The 19887-nt window shown below is 40.3% G+C and carries 16 protein-coding genes; all 16 read left to right on the forward strand.

Annotated elements, in window-relative coordinates; all coding sequences use genetic code 11:
• Positions 1-54: 54 nt before the first annotated feature.
• The 16 genes from ACQ4KW_RS04685 (at position 55) to tnpC (ending at position 19874) form a co-directional block, all read left to right on the forward strand.
• Positions 55-576 (forward strand): cob(I)yrinic acid a,c-diamide adenosyltransferase, encoded by a 522-nt coding sequence (locus ACQ4KW_RS04685; RefSeq protein ID WP_430886540.1) that lies wholly within the window; start codon positions 55-57, stop codon positions 574-576.
• On the forward strand, positions 576-1748 hold the full coding sequence (locus ACQ4KW_RS04690) for a MalY/PatB family protein (RefSeq protein WP_430885373.1): 1173 nt from the start codon (positions 576-578) through the stop codon (positions 1746-1748). The genes ACQ4KW_RS04685 and ACQ4KW_RS04690 overlap by 1 nt, the downstream gene beginning before the upstream one ends.
• Before the next feature lie 327 nt (positions 1749-2075).
• Positions 2076-3170 carry a PfkB family carbohydrate kinase gene (locus ACQ4KW_RS04695; RefSeq protein WP_430885374.1) on the forward strand — a complete coding sequence of 365 codons (1095 nt, stop codon included), beginning with the start codon at positions 2076-2078 and terminating at the stop codon, positions 3168-3170.
• Between the two features lie 73 nt (positions 3171-3243).
• Positions 3244-4167: a pseudouridine-5'-phosphate glycosidase gene (locus tag ACQ4KW_RS04700; RefSeq protein ID WP_430885375.1), complete on the forward strand. Its 924-nt coding sequence runs from the start codon at positions 3244-3246 to the stop codon at positions 4165-4167.
• Positions 4168-4241: 74 nt separating this feature from the next.
• Entirely contained in the window at positions 4242-4571 is a 330-nt protein-coding gene (locus tag ACQ4KW_RS04705; protein WP_430885376.1) for a hypothetical protein, read from the forward strand.
• Positions 4572-4833: 262 nt separating this feature from the next.
• Positions 4834-6192: a PTS mannitol transporter subunit IICB gene (locus tag ACQ4KW_RS04710; protein ID WP_430886541.1), complete on the forward strand. Its 1359-nt coding sequence runs from the start codon at positions 4834-4836 to the stop codon at positions 6190-6192.
• A 201-nt stretch (positions 6193-6393) separates the two neighbouring features.
• Positions 6394-8481 carry a PRD domain-containing protein gene (locus tag ACQ4KW_RS04715; protein ID WP_430885377.1) on the forward strand — a complete coding sequence of 696 codons (2088 nt, stop codon included), beginning with the start codon at positions 6394-6396 and terminating at the stop codon, positions 8479-8481.
• Positions 8474-10411: a PTS mannitol transporter subunit IICBA gene (locus ACQ4KW_RS04720; RefSeq protein WP_430885378.1), complete on the forward strand. Its 1938-nt coding sequence runs from the start codon at positions 8474-8476 to the stop codon at positions 10409-10411. Before ACQ4KW_RS04715 ends, ACQ4KW_RS04720 begins: the two co-directional genes overlap by 8 nt.
• Positions 10412-10419: 8 nt before the next feature.
• The gene (gene pfkB, locus ACQ4KW_RS04725; RefSeq protein WP_430885379.1) at positions 10420-11349 is read left to right on the forward strand and encodes a 1-phosphofructokinase; all 930 of its coding nucleotides are present in this window, start codon (positions 10420-10422) and stop codon (positions 11347-11349) included.
• A 9-nt stretch (positions 11350-11358) separates the two neighbouring features.
• The gene (locus ACQ4KW_RS04730; RefSeq protein WP_430885380.1) at positions 11359-12618 is read left to right on the forward strand and encodes a zinc-binding dehydrogenase; all 1260 of its coding nucleotides are present in this window, start codon (positions 11359-11361) and stop codon (positions 12616-12618) included.
• A 22-nt stretch (positions 12619-12640) separates the two neighbouring features.
• Positions 12641-14521: a phosphoenolpyruvate--protein phosphotransferase gene (ptsP, locus tag ACQ4KW_RS04735; protein WP_430885381.1), complete on the forward strand. Its 1881-nt coding sequence runs from the start codon at positions 12641-12643 to the stop codon at positions 14519-14521.
• Positions 14522-14856: 335 nt separating this feature from the next.
• On the forward strand, positions 14857-16047 hold the full coding sequence (gene bioA, locus ACQ4KW_RS04740; protein ID WP_430885382.1) for an adenosylmethionine--8-amino-7-oxononanoate transaminase: 1191 nt from the start codon (positions 14857-14859) through the stop codon (positions 16045-16047).
• 925 nt (positions 16048-16972) lie between these two features.
• A complete protein-coding gene (locus ACQ4KW_RS04745; RefSeq protein WP_430885383.1) occupies positions 16973-17515 on the forward strand; it encodes a GNAT family N-acetyltransferase in 543 nt (180 codons plus the stop codon).
• A complete protein-coding gene (locus ACQ4KW_RS04750; RefSeq protein ID WP_430885384.1) occupies positions 17512-17931 on the forward strand; it encodes a VOC family protein in 420 nt (139 codons plus the stop codon). Before ACQ4KW_RS04745 ends, ACQ4KW_RS04750 begins: the two co-directional genes overlap by 4 nt.
• Before the next feature lie 42 nt (positions 17932-17973).
• Positions 17974-18111, forward strand: coding sequence for a hypothetical protein (locus tag ACQ4KW_RS04755; protein ID WP_430885385.1), 138 nt, complete (start codon positions 17974-17976; stop codon positions 18109-18111).
• A gap of 161 nt (positions 18112-18272) precedes the next feature.
• On the forward strand, positions 18273-19874 hold the full coding sequence (gene tnpC / locus ACQ4KW_RS04760; RefSeq protein WP_430883388.1) for an IS66 family transposase: 1602 nt from the start codon (positions 18273-18275) through the stop codon (positions 19872-19874).
• Positions 19875-19887 lie beyond the last annotated feature (13 nt).

Here is a 19887-nt window from a genome sequence, read left to right on the forward strand (position 1 = left end):
TATTCGCGATGATCGTGTCTAGTCTGGGTTTTTCTAAAGAATCCAATAGAGGAGATAACTATGGAAAAAGGATATTTTCACGTGTACACAGGGGACGGAAAAGGTAAGTCCACAGCCGCCTTTGGTCTGGCCTTAAGAGCTCTTTGTGCTGGGAAAAAAGTTTATATTGGTCAGTTTGTGAAGAATATGAAATACAGTGAAACAAAAATTGAAAATGTGATGGATGGCATTAAGATTATCCAGTTTGGCAAGGACTGCTGTATTGATAGGGCACCTGATGAAGAAGACAAAAGACTTGCATTAAGCGGGCTTCATGAATGTGCCAACATTCTTCGTGAAGGCAAGTATGACCTTGTCATACTCGATGAAGTGACCATTGCTACATATTTAAAGTTTATTGACCCTCAGACTGTCCTTGATGCGGTTAATGGTCGAGCGCCCCATGTGGAAGTGGTTGTGACAGGTCGCTATTGCCCTGAGCTTTTAATGGATCAGGCAGACCTAGTGACAGAAATGAAGGAAGTGAAACATTACTACAGTCAGGGTGTTTTATCAAGAGAGGGGATTGATTGCTAATGTCCAAATATAATTTTGACGAGATTATAAATCGAAAAGGGACCAACTCTATAAAGTGGGACCATCTCGAATCGAGGTTTGGACGAGATGACCTCCTGCCTCTATGGGTGGCTGATATGGACTTTAAATGTCCACCGGCAGTCATTGAAGCTATGAAAAAAGTGGCTGATCATGGCATATATGGTTATGTGGCTCCCGGAGAAGATTATTTTAAGGCTGTTACTGGATGGATGAAGCGTCGATTTGACTGGAATATCGAAGTTGACTGGATCATGTTTATGGCCGGAATTGTACCAGCCATTGGACTGGCTGTAAAGACTTTTACAGAACCGGGAGATGGTGTGATTGTACAACAACCAGTCTATTTCCCTTTTATGAGTGTGACAAAGGAACTGGGGCGAAAAGTCCTCAACAACAGTCTTGTGGAGACAGAACAAGGTTATGCTATGGATTTTGAAGACCTTGAAGAAAAGGCCAAGGACCCGACCACAAAGATGATGATTCTCTGTTCCCCACACAATCCCGTAGGTAGGGTCTACACGGAAGAAGAACTGAAAAAGCTGATTTCCATATGCGAAAAACATGATGTTATTATAGTATCTGACGAAATACACCAGGACCTTGTGCATGCGGGCCACAAGCATATACCAACAGCCAAGCTCGCGGGACCAAATGCTAAAGTTATCACATGCACAGCGCCAAGCAAGACCTTTAATGTGGCATCCCTTTTTCCATCAAATATTATAATTTCTAATGAACAATTGAGGGATAGATTCAAATTTGAACTGGACAAGCTCCATCAAATGCCATCCCCCTTTACAATCGAAGCTGTTATTTCTGCTTACAACCATTCAGAAGACTGGCTAAAGGAACTTCTTTTATATCTATCAGATAATATAGATTATGTGAACCAGTACTTAGAAAATCATCTTCCAAAGGTGAAAATGAGAAAACCAGAGGCAACCTTCCTTGTGTGGCTTGACTTTAGGGCCTATGATTTGACACCTCAAGAGCTTGAGAGAATTATGATTGAAGATGCTCAGCTTGCCCTTAATAAAGGATGGATGTTCGGTCGCGAGGGGCAAGGACACATGCGCCTTAATGTCGGTTGTCCTAGAGATGTATTAAGCGAAGCCCTGAACCGAATTTACAATGCTTTAAAAGACAAGTAGGCTAAGTCTTACATATAAGCAATACCGATAAGCAATACCGATAAGTAATACCGATAACCAATACTGACACGTCAGTAGCATATTCCTTTCAATGATAAGACTTGAAATGGTAGCTGAGCTACAAAGACTTTATACCAAAGCATGGGGGCTAAGTGGTGTAATATGATTGGTAAAGGTAAATACAAAAAATAATTGGCGTCAGTCACTTGATGGATTGGCGCTAATTTTATGCAAAAATTTATTAATGTTTATTTTATAAACAAGTGTTGACAAAATAAGCTTGTGTTGTATAATAAACATGTGATAAGAAATTATGAGGTGAGTGTTATGACAAATCGTGAACGTGAAATATATCAGTTGCTTCGTGAAAATCCTATGATCAGTCAAAAAGAAATTGCTGACTTACTTGGCATCCAGAGATCCAGTGTTGCTGTGCATATACTGAATCTCACAAAAAAAGGTGTTGTAAAGGGCAAGGGCTACATCCTTAGTGAAGGGGAGTATGTTCTAGTCATCGGCGGTTCCAATGTTGACATCACAGGTTTTCCGAAAGACTTACTGCGCCTTGAGGATTCCAATCCTGGTTCAGTGAAAATGTCACTAGGTGGCGTTGGGAGAAACATTGGTGAAAACTTAGCCCGTCTGGGTATGTCAACAAAAATGATGACGGCAGTCGGCAAGGATGTTTACGGTCAAAAAATTATTGAAGAAAGCAGATTGATTGACTTAGACATGAGCCAGGCTCTGGTACTTGAAAATGCATCCACATCAATTTACTTAAGCATTATGGATGAAGAAGGGGACATGAAGCTGGCCCTTTCGGATATGGATATTGCTGAAAGAATTGATATAGACTACATTAATAAAAATGCGAGACTTATTCGAAATGCAGCGGCAGTTGTCGTAGATGCCAATTTGAATCAGTCGGTGCTTGAGTATCTATTTAGCAATTTTAAAGACGTAAAATTCTTTGTGGATACGGTTTCAGCGGCAAAGGCCATGAAACTAAAAAATCTACTGGGCTATGTCCATACAATCAAGCCTAACAGAATTGAAACTGAAGCCTTGACAGGTGTGAAAGTCAAAACTGTTGAAGATGCTTACGAAGCCATTGACGTTTTCCTAAATCAAGGCATAAAGCAGGTTTTCATAAGTCTTGGACAGGATGGCGTTGTTTATGGCAGTGAAGACAAGAAAGAAATTTTCAAGCCAAAACAAATAAAAATGGTCAATGCCACAGGTGCAGGCGATGCTTTCATGGCAGCGATTGTCTTTTCTTGGATCAATAATTTTGAACCACTAAAAACACTGGCTTTTTCCAGTTGTGCATCAGCACTGGCTATAAGCTGTGCGTCAACCATTAATCCAGACCTCAGCGAAGCCAAGGTCAATGCGCTAATGGATGAACTTTACAACATTTAGTTTGACTCTGTTAAATAGTCAACATATGCGCAAAAGCGCATCTACAATATATGAGCAGTAAAGGAGATATAAAATGGATCTAAAAAAATATCTTGATATTACCCCAGAGGTACAGGAAGCACTTGACTCAGGCAAACCAGTGGTTGCCCTTGAATCAACAATTATTTCACATGGTATGCCATATCCACAAAACGTTGAAACAGCACGCCGTGTTGAAGAAATCGTACGTGAGAATGGTGCGGTACCAGCAACGATTGCTATTATCGGTGGACGTTTAAAAGCAGGCCTTACGCCTGAAGAACTAGAGTATTTTGGTAAAACGGGTATGGCTATTAAAAAAGCCTCTCGTAGAGACCTGCCTTTTATTGTTGCAAAGGGCATTGATGGCGCGACAACAGTTGCATCAACAATGATCGTTGCTGAACTGGCTGGCATCGAGCTGTTTGTAACAGGTGGTATTGGTGGCGTTCATAGAGGCGCTGAAAAGACATTTGATATTTCTGCAGACCTTCAGGAACTGGCTAAGACAAATGTTGCTGTGGTATGCGCTGGTTGTAAGTCGATCCTTGATATCAACCTTACGCTTGAATACCTAGAAACATTTGGTGTACCAGTTGTTGGTTTTGCTACAGATGAGTTCCCAGCGTTCTACACGCCAAAGAGTGGTTTTGGTGTGGATTACAGAGTGGATGATCCTGCTGAAGTGGCTACAGCGATTCGCTCTAAGTGGGACCTAGGTCTACAGGGTGGCATGGTTATTTCAAACCCAATCCCAGAAGAATTTGCTATGGACCATGACGCTATTACAAATGCCATTGATTCAGCTGTTAAAGAAGCTGAAGAGAAAGGCATTAAAGGAAAAGACTCAACACCATTCCTTCTAGGTAAAGTGAAGGAACTTACAGGTGGTAGCAGTCTTGAATCAAACATTCAACTGGTTTACAACAACGCACGCGTTGGTACAAAAATCGCAGTTGAACTTGCGAAAAACAAATAAGTTATTCCGACTTCAATTTAAAAGGACTCTCAAGCGTTTTTGCTTGGGAGTTTTTTTACGCGAAATGCAAAGAAATGCAGTTAAAAACCAAAGGTCAGGGATCTGAGAGTTCACTCTCAAGTCCCTGGCCTTTGGTTTTTAACTATCTGGCGCGCATCGCGACAGAAGCAATCGAAGATTGCTCTGTGCTTCATAAGATTCCAAGACTAAAGAAAGATGAAGAAGTAATGACCAGCAGATCTGAGAGTTCACTCTCAAGTCCCTGGCCTTTGGTTTTTAACTATCTGGCGCGCATCGCGACAGAAGCAATCGAAGATTGCTCTGTGCTTCATAAGATTTCAAGACTGAAGAAAGATGAAGAAGTAATGACCAGCAGATCTGAGAGTTCACTCTCAAGTCTCTAAACCGAAATAAACTGAAATAATAAATTCCATTAAAGGTCATGCCCTTATCCACTCCAAGACCTTGAAAATTCAGAATATTTACTTATGTCACTGGTTGTCACTGACACCAGTGGTTTAAGTGACGCTTTTCAAAAAGTCATAGGACGCGCATAATAAGATCACGAATTCGAGTTAAGACGCATATGCATAGCGGACAAACGTTTTCAAGGAGGGGGAAATTTTGATTCAATCAACCACAGTAGCTGGAACGAATGATGATGCAATGTCATTCAGAGATAGGGTTCAAAAATTTGGACGTGTTCTATCGGGCATGGTTATGCCAAACATTGGCGCATTCATAGCATGGGGACTTATAACTGCTTTATTTATTCCAACAGGATGGATGCCAAATGAAAATCTGGCAGCCCTAGTTGGACCAATGATCGTCAATATGCTTCCACTGCTTATAGGGTATACAGGCGGTAAAAATGTGGCAGGCACACGCGGCGGCGTTCTAGGCGCTGTAGCTACAATGGGGGTTGTTGTCGGTTCAGATGTGCCTATGTTCTTAGGGGCCATGTTAATGGGACCACTTGGCGGTCTTGCTGTCAAGAAATTTGATCAAGCTGTTCACGGAAAGATTCCAAGCGGATTTGAAATGCTTGTGAACAACTTTTCGGCAGGTATTATAGGTACAATTCTAGCCCTTGCGGCATACCTGGGTATAGGTCCTGTTGTATCAGGCCTTAACAATGTTTTGTCAGCAGGCGTACATGCCATCGTTAATGCAGGCCTATTACCACTGACATCAATCTTTATTGAACCAGGTAAGATTTTATTCTTAAACAATGCCATGAATCATGGTGTTTTAGGCCCTCTTGGTATTGCTGAGTCAGCAGAAGTGGGCAAGTCGATTTTCTTCTTGCTAGAGACCAATCCAGGACCAGGTCTAGGTATTTTACTGGCTTACTGGATGTTTGGTAAAGGCAATGTGAAACAGTCTGCACCAGGTGCAGTGATTATCCATTTCCTTGGCGGTATTCATGAGATTTACTTCCCGTATGTCCTTATGAATCCTGCACTGCTTCTAGCCGTTATTGCTGGTGGTGCCAGTGGTGTAATGACATTTTCACTTTTAGGTGCTGGTCTTGTTGCAACACCATCACCTGGATCAATTTTTGCTCTACTTGCTATGACGCCTAAAGGCAATTTCTTTGCAGTTATAGCTGGTGTGGTTATTTCTTCAGCTGTGTCATTTGTTGTGGCATCCTTCTTTGTTAAGAAGACCAAGATTGATGGGGCGTCAGAGAATTTAGAAGAAGCCAAGGCAAAAGTTAAAGATATGAAAGGTCTGAAAAAGACGAGTGTATCTCTCATTGTCTTCGCATGTGATGCAGGCATGGGTTCTAGTGCGATGGGCGCATCTTCTTTAAGGTCTAAAATCAAAAAAGCAGGTCTTAATATTGAAGTTAAGCATAGCGCTGTTGATGAAGTGCCACAAGATGCAGACATTATTCTGAGTCATGAAACCCTGACACATAGGGCAAAAGCAAAGGCGCCAAATGCTGAACATATTTCGATTAAGGAATTTGTTAACAATCCAGTATATGATCAACTGGTAGAAAAGCTAAAGGCCAACTAAAGTCATCAGAAAACTCACATATACCTAATTCGGAGTCAGCGTCAATTCATGATTGGATTGACGCTGATTCCATGAGAAGAGTTATTTACTTTTGTCACCATTCGATATGGTCAAATATCAATCATTTTATTAACATTCTCTTCGATAATCGGATATAATATAGATAAATATTCAGAATTGTCACCATTTTCGGAGGGGAATATGGCTCATCAAATTTCAAAGCGAACCAAGCGAATAATAGAACTTCTTATTGAACAGGACACATACGTTTCTGGCAACTGGATTGCCAAGCAACTTGGTGTCAGCAAAAGAACGGTTTTAAGAGAGATGAATGAAGTGGAGCGCCATGTAAAAGAAAATGGTGCAGTCCTAGAGAGAATACCAGGCAAAGGGGTTCGTTTAAAAGTTTCAGATGAAAATTTAAATGACTTTTTACTTGGCATTGGTGGAACAGCTGTAGAGGAATACTTTAACCCAGAAGAACGACAAAGGTATTTACTCATTGAACTGATTAGCACCAAAGAGACACAAAAACTGTATTACTTTGCTTCTAAGTTGAAAATATCTGAAGCCACAGTCAGTCATGACCTTGACAGAATTGAGGGCTGGCTTGAAAAAAGACATTTGAAGCTAATTCGTAAACCTGGCTATGGGGTTAAGGTGGAAGGTCACGAGCGGGACATTCGGAAAACGATTGTCGAGCTTGTTTATGACAATTTCAGTCGAGATGAATTGATGACCTTCCTTCGAAGACAGTTTTCATCAAGTGTCCATGCTTCAACTCGGTCTGACATTAAAAAACGACTCCTCAATATTATAGGTGACTCAACCCTAAACGGTATTGAAACAGCTATAGAAAAGTCCAGTGTTTTAAGCAAATATCAAATTGCTGATAACGCTTATGTTGCTCTTGTTGTCCACCTTTCACTGGCTGTCCAAAGATTGATGGAGGGGGATGAAATCAGATTTGATGCCATCTTACTTGAAGAACTGAAAGAATCTCCAGAATTTGAAATGGCTCAAAAAATCATTGATGCTGTATCGGATATTTTAAAACTGACGATTCCTATAGATGAGGTTGGCTATGTGACAATGCACATACAAGGGGCCAAGTTTCGATCCATCACTGATCAGGACACAGCCTTTCGAATTCACGATTATGAAATCATTCACTTGGCGGAACAGTTGGTTCAGATTATGGAACGTAAGGCAGGCATGATCTTAAGCGACAACAAAAGACTGCTCACGGACTTGGTTAACCATATGGGACCGGCATTTACCCGTATTCGCATGGGTATGGTGATTCGAAACCCTCTACTCGGTCAAATTCAGTCTCAGTATATGACTTATTATAACTGGACCAAGGAAGCTGCAGAAATTATTGAACAGAGACTGGGCAATAAAATTCCAGAGGATGAAATAGGTTATCTCACAATGCATTTCGGGGCTGCTATTGAATCATCCATGAAGAAGAAAGATTTGATATGGCGAGTCATTATAGCTTGCAGCACAGGCATTGGGTCATCGAAATTATTAGAGTCTAGGGTTAGAAAACTCTATAAAAACATACGGATCGTCTCCATACGATCAACGATTGATATTGAAAAAGCCATTGAAGAAGAAAATGTGGATTTTATTATTTCAACGGTAAATTTAGCGCAGACTATGGTGCCTACAGTTGTGGTGAGTCCTCTCCTTCTCGATGAAGACGCACAAAAAATTGAAGGCACAATGGCAGAAGTTATACCAAAGCAAATAGATAATTCAACAACTGATGGTTATAGACTGGTCGACAAACTGGCTAGGATAAAACAAGTGGCCCATGCAGGTGAAGTTCTACTGAAGAATATCTTTTTCCTGATATCCCAAGCAGATACCACAGAGGCCTTGGTTGGTGAAATAGTCAGTGAAATTAGCCCTCATGAGGCAGGAACACTTGTGAGAGATTTTTTAAAGCGGGAAGAGTACGGCAGAACACAAATTGCAGGAGGGGCAGGCACCTTACTTCACTGTAGAAGTGGTGGTGTCAAAGAAATACAATTGGGGTTTGTCAAAACAGACAAGGGGTGCATTGGATATGATTTTGCCCTTGTGATGGTTGTGCCGGAAAATGTGCCCTCAGGTGCTAGAGAAATTCTAGGAAGTCTGACACAGAAAATTTCTGAGTCAGAGGATTGGATTATGGCCATAGCAAGAGGCAATATAAAAATGACTTACACGTATTTAGAACAAGTTATAGATGAAGAAGTAAGAGCTACTTTGAAAGTTTTGGAGGATAAAAATGAGTAATCAGATGGGTGCACATCAGAAAATACAAAAATTTGGACGCACCATGAGCGGTATGGTTATGCCTAATATCGGGGCATTTATAGCATGGGGGTTTATTACAGCCCTCTTCATTCCAACAGGGTGGATTCCAAATGAAAAGTTGGCAGAACTTGTAGGACCAATGATCACCTACCTGCTTCCCCTATTGATAGGGTTTTCGGGTGGCAATATGTTTGGCGGTGCAAGAGGTGGCGTCATAGGTGCTGTTTCGACAATGGGTGTTGTCATTGGTGCAGATGTTCCTATGCTATTAGGGGCAATGATTATGGGTCCGCTTGGTGGATTCCTGATGAAGAAAACTGATGATTTCACACATGGTAAAGTCCCAAGTGGATTTGAAATGCTTGTTTCAAATTTTTCGGCGGGTATACTTGGCACTCTCTTAGCACTTCTAGGTTACCTGGGAATTGGGCCAATGGTCCTTATCATAAACGCTGGACTTGAAAGCGGCGTGCGGACAATTGTCGAAGCAGGTCTGCTACCACTTGTGTCTCTATTTGTAGAGCCCGGTAAAATTTTATTTATGAACAATGCCCTAAATCATGGAGTCCTTGCACCTTTAGGCATTCAGGAATCAGCTGAGCTTGGAAAGTCAATTTTCTTCCTGATAGAAACCAATCCAGGACCAGGTCTTGGAATTCTGGTGGCTTACGCACTCTTTGGAAAAGGTATGGCAAAACAGTCTTCACCTGGTGCCATTATCATTCTTTTCTTGGGTGGTATTCATGAAATTTATTTTCCATATGTTCTTATGAATCCTCTAATGGTTCTGGCAGTGATCGCAGGCGGTGCCAGTGGTGTGTTTACATTCGTATTAACAGGCGCAGGCCTTGTGGCAACACCATCTCCAGGTTCGATCTTTGCCCTGCTAGCCATGACGCCGAAGGGACATTTAACAGGTGTTCTAATGGGCGTATTGGTATCAACAATTGTTTCTTGTGCTGTGGCAGCTCTTGTTCTAAGACTGACATCTGCGGGCAAGCAAAATGATTTTGAATCAGCCCAAGAAGCTGTAAAAGACATAAAGGGTAAAAAAGAAAGCACTTCAAATGGACGCATTTCAAAAAAAGATGAAAGTGTCGTAAATGAAGATCGCCCGGTGGCGAAAGAAATGCAGTTAAAAGACTTGGACCCAGAAAATATTCGAAAAATTGCCTTTGCATGTGATGCTGGCATGGGATCAAGTGCCATGGGCGCGAGTGCTTTTTCTAAAAAACTAATGAAAAGTGGATACGACATAGAGGTTGTCTATTATCCAGTTGATGAAATACCGCATGGCATCGACCTGGTGGTGACCAATATTAGTCTGACAAATAGGGCAAGGACGAGATTGCCTCAAGCTGTCCATATTTCGATTAAGGATTTCTTTAATGATCCTGCCCTTGAGGACCTCTTTAACTTCATTGTAAATGGTCAGTCAGGAAGCCTTGAATCTGAAGACAAGTCCAGTGCAAAAGCAAATAAGGTTTTAGAAAGTGAAGCGGTTATTGTTGGCCTTAAATCAGAAACAAAAGAAGAAGCCATTCAAAGAGCGGGTCAGAAGTTGGCTCAGATGGGCTATGTGAATAGCGCATATGTTGAAGGTATGCTAGAGCGTGAAAAACTGACGACAACATATATTGGCTCCAACGTTGCCATTCCTCATGGAACCAATGAAACAAAGGCCCATGTTAAACAGACTGGTCTGGTTATATTACAGTATCCAGAGGGTGTGGATTTTGGAGATGGCAATACAGCCTATTTAGTAATTGGTATAGCGGCACTTGGCGATGAACATATGACAATACTGTCTAACATTGCCGAGTCGATTGGGAATGTTGAGGTGCTGGAAAAATTAAAAACCACAGATGATCCAAGTGTGATTTACGAGCAATTTTCCAGTATTGGATAGGAGAAACCATGATTATAACACTAACAATGAATCCAGCTATAGATAAAACAGTGACGATAGATGCTTTTGGCGTTGATAAGGTGAATAGAATTGGGAAGTCAAGACTTGATGCTGCCGGGAAAGGCATTAACGTGTCAAAGGTTGTTCGAGAACTTGGTGGACGAACCAAGACAATTGCCTTTTTAGGAGGGGCATCTGGAGATTTTATTAAGGAAACCTTGGAAAAGGAAAGAATTACCCTTCTTGATGTCCAGGTGGATGGAGAGACTCGAACCAATATTAAAATTGTCGATCCATTAAACAACACATACACAGATATAAATGACTCTGGTTCTGTGGTTGGACAAGAGCAACTTGAAGTGTTTGAAAAGAAGCTTATGAATTACGTCACCAGCCAGAGTGTGGTTGTCTTTACAGGCAGTGTCCCACCAGGCATATCAAAGGACATTTACAGAAAATATATTGAACGGGTTCAATCTATTGGGGCCACAGCAGTTTTAGATGCTGATGGAGATCTTCTCAAGCAGGGGATGCTCGCAGGTCCAAAAATTATTAAGCCAAATATTCATGAACTTGAAAATTTTGCAGGTCGTGAACTGAAAACCATTGATGAAATGGTTGAAACGGCAAAGATATTTATTGAAAAGGGGACAGAACTTGTTGCCCTATCTCTTGGATCAGAGGGCGCCCTTTTTATCCAAGCTGACAAGGTCATTAAGGCTAAGGGTCTAAACGTGGATGTGAAAGGAACTGTTGGTGCAGGCGACGCTATGCTGGGAGCTATTTGCTACGGCGTACATAAAGATCTTCCTTTTGAAGAAGTGGTACGTCTGGCTATTGGAGCATCTGCAGCCAAGGTCTGTATGGAAGGCACTCAGCCTCCATCACTTAGTCATGTATATGAGCTTTCTAGAAAAGTTCAGTTTGAAGAAATTTAGGAGGACAATATGAAAGTAAAAGGCGTAAGAATGCATGGACCGCTTAAGGTCTCTATGGATGAATTTGAACTACCTGAAATTAAAGATGATGAAATACTTGCAACGGTTGTGACAAACAGCCTATGCATGTCAACATACAAGGCGGCAAAGTTGGCTGAAGGTCATAGACGTGTGCCTAATAATATTTCAACAAACCCAATTGTCACAGGACACGAGTTTGCAGGTGAAATCTTAAAAGTGGGCAAAAAGTGGGAGAATGATTTTAAAGTCGGCGAGAAGTATGCCATTCAACCAGCCCTAAACTACATGGGTAAGCCAGATTCTCCAGGCTATTCTTATGAGTACTTTGGCGGCAATATGACTGTGACAGTTATTCCAAATGAAGTTATGGAACTGGGGTGCCTGCTTAAATATGAAGGAGAAGGCTTCTTTAATGCATCCCTTGCAGAGCCAATGTCATGCATTATAGGCGCTTACAATGCTCAGTATCACAGAAAATTTGGTGAGTACAAACATTCTATGGGTATCAAGCAGGGCGGTTATATGGCACTTCTTGCAGGTGCGGGTCCAATGGGACTAGGTGCCATTGACTATATTATTAATAATGATGTCAAGCCATCTAAGTTGGCTGTTGTGGACATTAGCCATGAAAGACTCACCCGAGCAGAAGAAATTATCACAGTGGAAAAAGCTGCACAAAACGGCGTAGAACTGGTTTACATCAATGGAAATGAAGTGGACACGCAAACAGCCCTTATGGAATTTGCTGACAATGATGGCTATGATGATGTCTTTGTATATGCCCCAGTACAGTCTCTACTAGAAATTGCAGATGCTGTTCTCAGATTTGATGGTTGCCTCAACTTCTTTGCAGGCCCAACTGACGAGAAGTTCAGTGCCAAGTTCAATTACTATAACTGCCATTACAAACAGACGCATATTGTCGGAACAACTGGTGGCAACACGGATGACTTGATAGAGTCTCTTGATAAGACGGCTAAAAAGCAAATTAATCCTGCTGTTATGGTCACACATATTGGTGGTCTGAATGCAGCATCAGAAGCTATTGTGAATATGCCACACTTAGATGGCGGGAAAAAACTGATCTATACGAGTGTTGAGATGCCTCTAACAGCAATTTCAGATTTTGAAAAGCTGGGTGAGAAGGATCCTGTTTACAAAGAACTTGCAGAGATAGTGGCCAAGACAAATGGGCTATGGAATGTCGACGCTGAGGAATATCTACTGGCAAACATGAAGAAAATATAAATAAGGTAAGAGGTGTAGAGATATGGTGAAAAGAACGGTTAAGGTTAATAATGGGCATGGTATTCATGCCCGCCCTGCAAGTCTAATTACAAAGTCAGCAACCAAGTTTAAATCTAAGGTTGAAATGGTATGTGATTCAAAAAAAATAGACTGTAAAAGTGTTATAGGCATTTTGAGTTTAGGGGCTAAAAGTGGTTCAGAAATCACAGTTCAGGCAGAAGGTCCCGATGAACTGGAAGCAGTAAAAGCAATCCAAAATCTGTTTGATAGCAACTTTGGCGAGTGGGTGGAAGTTGTGAAAGGACAAGTTGTACAAAAGGGGATTGCCATAGGTCATGTGAGGTGGATCCAGGAAGAGAGTCATGTTGAAATAACATATGTTGAAGACCCGAAACCAGAGATACAAGCCTTTCAAGATGCTATAGAAACCGCTAGGCAAGATTTGAGTAAGTTGAAGAAGAAAGCATCTATTGAAGCGGGAGAACACGAAGCGCAAATATTCGAGGCGCATTTGATGATGCTTGATGATCCAAGTCTTATTGAGCCGGTACTGGATCATATAACAAATGAAGGCTTAAATGCCATCTCAGCCTGTTATAAGGTTTATGGTCAAACCATAGAAATGTTTGAGAATCTTGAAGACGATTACCTGAAGCAAAGGGCAACGGATATTCGAGATTTACGAAAAAGACTCATCGGAAATTTAACGGGTGTGGATAAAACAGTCGGATCAGATTCAAGTGTTATATTAGTGGCACATGAAATTACCCCTTCGGATACTCTGGAGATGGACAGAAATCTATTGGCAGGGATGTTGATGATGACTGGTGGAGAAACTTCCCATACAGCTATACTTGCCCAGTCACTGGGGATACCGGCTCTTGTGGGCTGTGGAGACAGCTTAAAGGACATTGAAGATGGCGCACTGGTGGTTCTCGATGGTATGCAGGGGCAAGTGATTGTGAATCCAGATGAAGCTGTTCTTGACAAATACAAGAAGATGCAGATAGCTTATCAGGAAGAAAAGAACGAATTGAAGCGGTTTATAGGCTTAAAATCTCAGACGCAATCTGGTCAATTGGTGGAAATAGCTGCCAATATTGCAGGACCATCTGATTTGATTTCGGTCTTAGAAAATGATGCTGAAGGTGTGGGTCTTTTTAGAACTGAATTCATCTATATGAACAGGACATCTGCACCCAATTTACAAGAACAGATTGAAATTTACAAGGAGATCCTTGTAGGGCTAGATGGTAAAACCATTATTTTTAGAACCATGGATATAGGTGGCGACAAGGAAGTGGATTACTTGGGCATTGAAACAGAGGCCAACCCATTCCTTGGCTACAGAGCCATTAGGTATTGCCTAAAGGAAAAGGATTTTTTCAAAACACAAATTTCTGCCATTCTACAGGCTGCAGTTCATGGTAAAGCAAAGATTATGTTCCTTATGATTTCTTCAGTGGAAGAGTTCCTTGAAGCCAAAGGACTTGTTCAAGAAGTTATGAATGAGCTGGACCAGGAAGGTATAGCCTATGACGCATCTGTGCCACTGGGAATTATGATAGAGATTCCAGCAGCTGCGATCCTAGTTGATGATTTTGCGGAGCACGTGGACTTTTTCAGTATTGGTACAAATGATTTAACCCAATATACCCTGGCTGTTGACAGACAGAACAGCCTAATTGCCCACTTATATGATCCTATGCATCCTGCGGTTCTAAGCCTGATTGAAAAAGTGGTGAAGACCGGGAAGAAAACGGACACATGGGTTGGTATGTGTGGAAATGCTGCATCAGACCCAAGGATGATTCAAAAGCTTATGGAGTGGGGCATTGATGAAATTTCAGTTTCTCCATCTAAAGTCCTTGAATGTAGAAAGTATATTCGGACCTTAAAGTAGTTTTTACACATTAAGTAAATACCATTCTCTCTCAAATGGTCATATAAAGTCAATCAAGGCAGGTGCTGATCTATTGATCGGTGCCTGTTTTGATTTATTAGAAGGCCACAGCTTTTGTGTTATAGAAATGAATTTTTAGGCCTATGACTGGAATAAGAATGTATAAATCCGAAAGAATGAATATACGAAGTGATTGTTAACCTGATGATTCTAACGGGTTGACGATTTGTGATCTTAAATGTATCATAGTCATGATAAGACATTTATATTATGGATGGAATAGCCTTAATTCAGAAGGCAGAGGTCGCAAAAGATAAGAGAGTCAGGAGATACTTATGATCTGGTACCCATACACACAAATGAAAACAATGGCACCCCCCATAAAAATCACAGGCGCAAAGGGCGTTTATCTTCACACGGAAAATGGAAAGCTTATTGATACAACCACTTCATGGTGGAGTGTGATACATGGGTATAATAACGAGGAAATTAATGAAGCCTTAAAAGCACAGGTCGATAAATTTGCCCACGTTATGCTAGGTGGACTCAATCACGATCCCGTTATAAAATTGTCCAAAAAACTTGTTGAAATGCTTCCAAGTTCACTCAACCACTGTTTCTATTCAGATTCAGGCAGTGTTGGTGTGGAAGTGGCTCTAAAAATGGCGGTTCAGTATTACTTCAATAAGGGTCAGGCCTCTAAAAAAGGGTTTGCTGCCCTTGAATATGCCTATCATGGTGATACATTTAAAACTATGGCTGTTGGGGACGATGAGGACTATCATTTGGCTTTTCCTGAAAAAGAGGGAATATACCATATTCCGCCTGAAAGCGAGGCCCTTGAAGCCCTCTTAGTGGAAAAGCATGCTGAAATTGCAGCCTTTATAGTTGAGCCCCTCCTACAAGGCGCTGGTGGCATGCGTATGTACGACATTGCTTTTTTAGAAGACGCTAAGGCGATATGCTCAAAATACGACGTACTCTTAATTTTTGATGAGGTGGCAACAGGGTTTGGCAGAACAGGCCACCGATTTGTCAGCGATGTGGTATGTCCTGATATTTTAGTGCTGGGCAAGGCATTGACAGCAGGATATATAGGACATGCTGTAACGATTGCAAGTGACAAGGTTTTTGACGGGTTTTATTCAGATAAGCCAGAGCATGCCTTTATGCATGGACCAACATTTATGGGCAACCCCTTAGCCTGTACAGTGGCTCTTAAGTCCATAGAGATATTTGAGCGAGAGAACTATATGCAAAAAATTAAAAGCATAGAATCTCAGTTGAAAGAAGCTTTTAAAGATTTTAAATCAGACAAAGTCAAAGAGGTTCGTATAATGGGTGGTTGTTTATGCCTAGAGGTCTATGACAATAAGGATTTAAAGGGTTTTTCCCAGTATGCACTTAATCACGGCATTCACAGTCGACCATTTATTAATTATATATATGGCATGTTTCCCTACATCATAAAGGAAGAAGAACTAAGCCATGTGTGTGGTGTATATAAACAGTGGTTCGCCGAATAAGATGAATGATAATAACCATGTCAATATCACTAATACGAGGGCTTAAGCAAATACTTAAAAAAATTTCTTTTAGAAGAAAATTGGGAATTGTTAAAAGAGTTAAATATATAACAGAACCTTAATCTAAGGTTCATACTTTTGTAATTGTAATGATTATTGTCTGGTGGTACTATATGCATGTTGAGTGTTGCAAAAGTATTATACAAGCTTGAAACAGATTATTTATTCCCCCTTTATCATATTCAAGCCCCTTACAGATGTTTCTGACCGAAAAAGAAACATCTTTTTTTTTACGCGAAAAGCAAAGAAATGCAGTTAAAATCAAAAGCCCAGGGATCTGAGAGTTCACTCTCAAGTCCCTGGGCTTTTGATTTTAACTATCTGTCGCGCAAGGCGACAGAAGCAATCGCAGATTGCTCTGTACTTATAAATATTGCTCTGTATTTACTTTGATATTTAATATGCTCAAACCAATATCGAGAAAAAAGTTGATGAGTTGCCCCCTAACCAAAGTTAGGTTGTTTTTTAGTGCATAAACTGTATTCTATGAAGAGCTGGTCTAAAGATGGATTTAATTAAGGAGCAATCAAGCTGAGAGATGCTAAAAATAAGTATTTACAAGCCTATAAAATCTATTCTTGGTATGAAATCGGTGAAATGTCCCTAGATTATGAGCAGGAAATCATTATAGAAAACAGAAGTTATTATAAATGCACAGATGTTAAATGACTGTATTGACAGACACTTCAGTGATTTTGACTGTGTCCGTTGAAGCGCTAGGTCCGTATGGGGGTTGTCTTGATTTCAAAACATTCAAATACACACTTGTAAAACAAGAAGAGAACAATTGGGTGTTTAATGATTTTTATATATTGAGACTTATGCAAGGGACGTAATTTCGTAATGGTAAAAAGGAGGCAAAAGGGTGAAAAGAATAAAGCTGCGACCATTTAAAGAATCAGACTGGCAAGATCTCCATGAATACTTGTCAAACCCGGACGTTGTTAAGTATGAACCCTATTCTGTACACACCAAAGAGGAAAGTTTAGAATGTGCACGCGATAGATCAAAAAGTGATGCTTTTTATGCTATTGAGGAAAAATCACTTGGAAAAGTGATTGGAAATTTATATATGGCTCCGTTTGGTCCTAAGGATTACAAGACTTGGATGATTGGATATGTTCTAGGGGAAAATTACTGGAAGAAAGGCTATGCCAGTGAAGCTGTCCAGCTATTATTAAAAGAACTCTTTATGGAGAAAAATGTCCATAGGGTGATCGCAATGTGTAACACACAAAACGTAGCCTCATGGAAATTGCTTGAGAACAATGGTTTTAGAAGAGAAGGCGCCTTTAAAAAAATCGCCTATTTCTCAAAAGATGAGAGTGGTCAGCCCAATTGGCATGATTCATATATGTATGCCATGCTTTATGAGGAATGGGAAAAGATAGACGAGGGGATAAAATGAAACAATCAATTGTACACATTGCCTTGGTGGTAAAGGATTATGATGAGGCCATTGAGTTCTACACAAAAACACTGAACTTCGAGTTAATTGAAGACACCTATCAGCCAGAACAAGACAAAAGGTGGGTTGTGGTTGCCCCTCCTGGATCAAGTGGGACAACAATTTTACTTGCAAAAGCATCGAAGCCAGAACAAGAAAAGACCATTGGCAATCAAACAGGGGGCAGAGTATTCCTCTTTCTAAACACAGATGACTTCTGGAGGGACTACAATGACATGATGACAAAGGGGGTCGAATTTGTAAGAGAACCCAAGCGTGCCGAATATGGAATGGTTGCTGTTTTCAAGGATTTATACGGAAATCTATGGGACTTACTTCAGTTAAATGAGGATCATCCCTTGAGTCAGAGAAAATAAGGACACCCCACTGGTCAGTGTTTTGAGAAGGGAGGAGATAAAATGACGCTTAAAAGGCTAGAGGATATGATTTCAAATGAAAAATACAGCGAAGCTGTGGCCTATATAGAAGCGGATATGGTGGAGGTTTTATCAAATCATAATTTGTTCGTAACTATTCAGACAGGTGAAAATATCTAGGATATTTACTATTGGATTTTCGTACTTTTATACTCTGCTCCGCAAAGAAAAATAGCCTGTTTTTTTCTTTTAAAATCCAGTTGTAACTATTGAAAATACTGGATTTTAACCTCATTTTATGCTATAATATAAGTAGCTAAAAAAAGAGAGGAGATAGCAGCATGAATAACGATTTTTCTTCAAAAACAACTAAAGAGCTAATGGATAAAATTAACACACTTACCGCTGCTGTTGAATCTTTAACGACGACAATCAACAATCAAACCGACACAATCAACAATCAAACCGACACAATCAACAATCAAACTGACACAATCAACAATCAAACTGACACAATCAACAATCAAACTGACACAATCAACAATCAAACTGATATTATTAATAGTCTGATAGCCACTAATGCTGAGCAAGCAGAAACCATCAAGACCTTGAAGGAAAGCCTCAATAAAAACAGCAATAACAGTTCTAAACCTCCTTCAAGCGATGGGCTTAAAAAACCTAAACCAAAGAGTTTACGCAAGCCTTCCGGCAAATCTGCCGGTGCTCAGAAAGGGCACAAAGGCAACGGACTTAAACTTATGAAAACTCCTGATGAAACAGTACAGCATTTTCCGAAAGAATGTAATAACTGTCCGTTTAAAAAACAGTGTGATGCATGTCAGGTTTCTGAAACTAGATATAATATCGATATCATTATTGATACAAAGGTTACAGCTCATCAGGTAATGACATGTGAATGTTCCTATAGAAACAATGAAGTCATATCTGGTGTGTTTCCAGAGTCTATCAAAGGGCGTGTTCAGTATGGTGACAATTTGAAAGCGCTTGCTGTTACACTAAATACTGCTGGTATGGTAGGCATCAAACGTACTCATGATATTTTAAGCGCAGTATTCAATCTGCCCATTAGTACAGGTACAATTCATTCTATGGTTACCAATGTAAGTGAAAAACTAGAAGATACCGTAAATCTTATTCGTGACAAGGTCAAGTCACTAGATCTTGCTCATTTTGATGAAACAGGTTTACGTGTAGATAAAAAACTTCACTGGGTTCATAATGCTTCAAATACCCACTTCACTTATTTGACAGTAGAAGAAAAGCGGGGATCAATAGGGATGGACTCAAGTGGTATCCTCCCTGAGTTTAAAGGTATAGCGATACATGACTTTTGGAAACCGTATTTTACATATAAAAACGTTGATCATGGAATCTGCAATGCACACCTATTAAGGGAACTGACTGGTGTAATAGAAAATTATCCAGAACAGATATGGGCTGAAAATATGATCAATCTGCTTCTTGAGATGAAAAATCTAAAGGATACCTTAAAGAATGATGGTTATACAACTTTAAGCGAGTATCAATTGAAATATTTCAATTCAAAATACGATGCCATCGTAGAAGAAGCCATAAAGGCGAATCCAATACCTGATAAACCTAAAGGTAAACGTGGTCGCCATAAAAAAGGTAAAATCAGAGCTTTGATTGAACGCTTTGCATCCCACAAGGGGGAAGTCTGTCTATTTATAAATGACTTCAATGTTCCCTTTGATAATAACCAAGCAGAGCGTGATGTCCGAATGATTAAAGTGAAACAAAAGGTATCAGGAACTTTCAGAACCAAAGAAGGTGCAGATACTTTTGTAAGAATTATGTCTTATCTAGGAACTATGGCTAAGCATGGTATCAATTCATATACTGCGATTAAATCTGCTTTAAAAGGTCAATCAATGGATTTTCTTAAAGCTGTGACTGAATAGTTACATTTGTTCA

It is taken from the genome of Tianxiuia mixotrophica, from assembly GCF_050596425.1.
In the GTDB taxonomy this organism is placed as follows: Bacteria; Bacillota; Clostridia; order Peptostreptococcales; family Acidaminobacteraceae.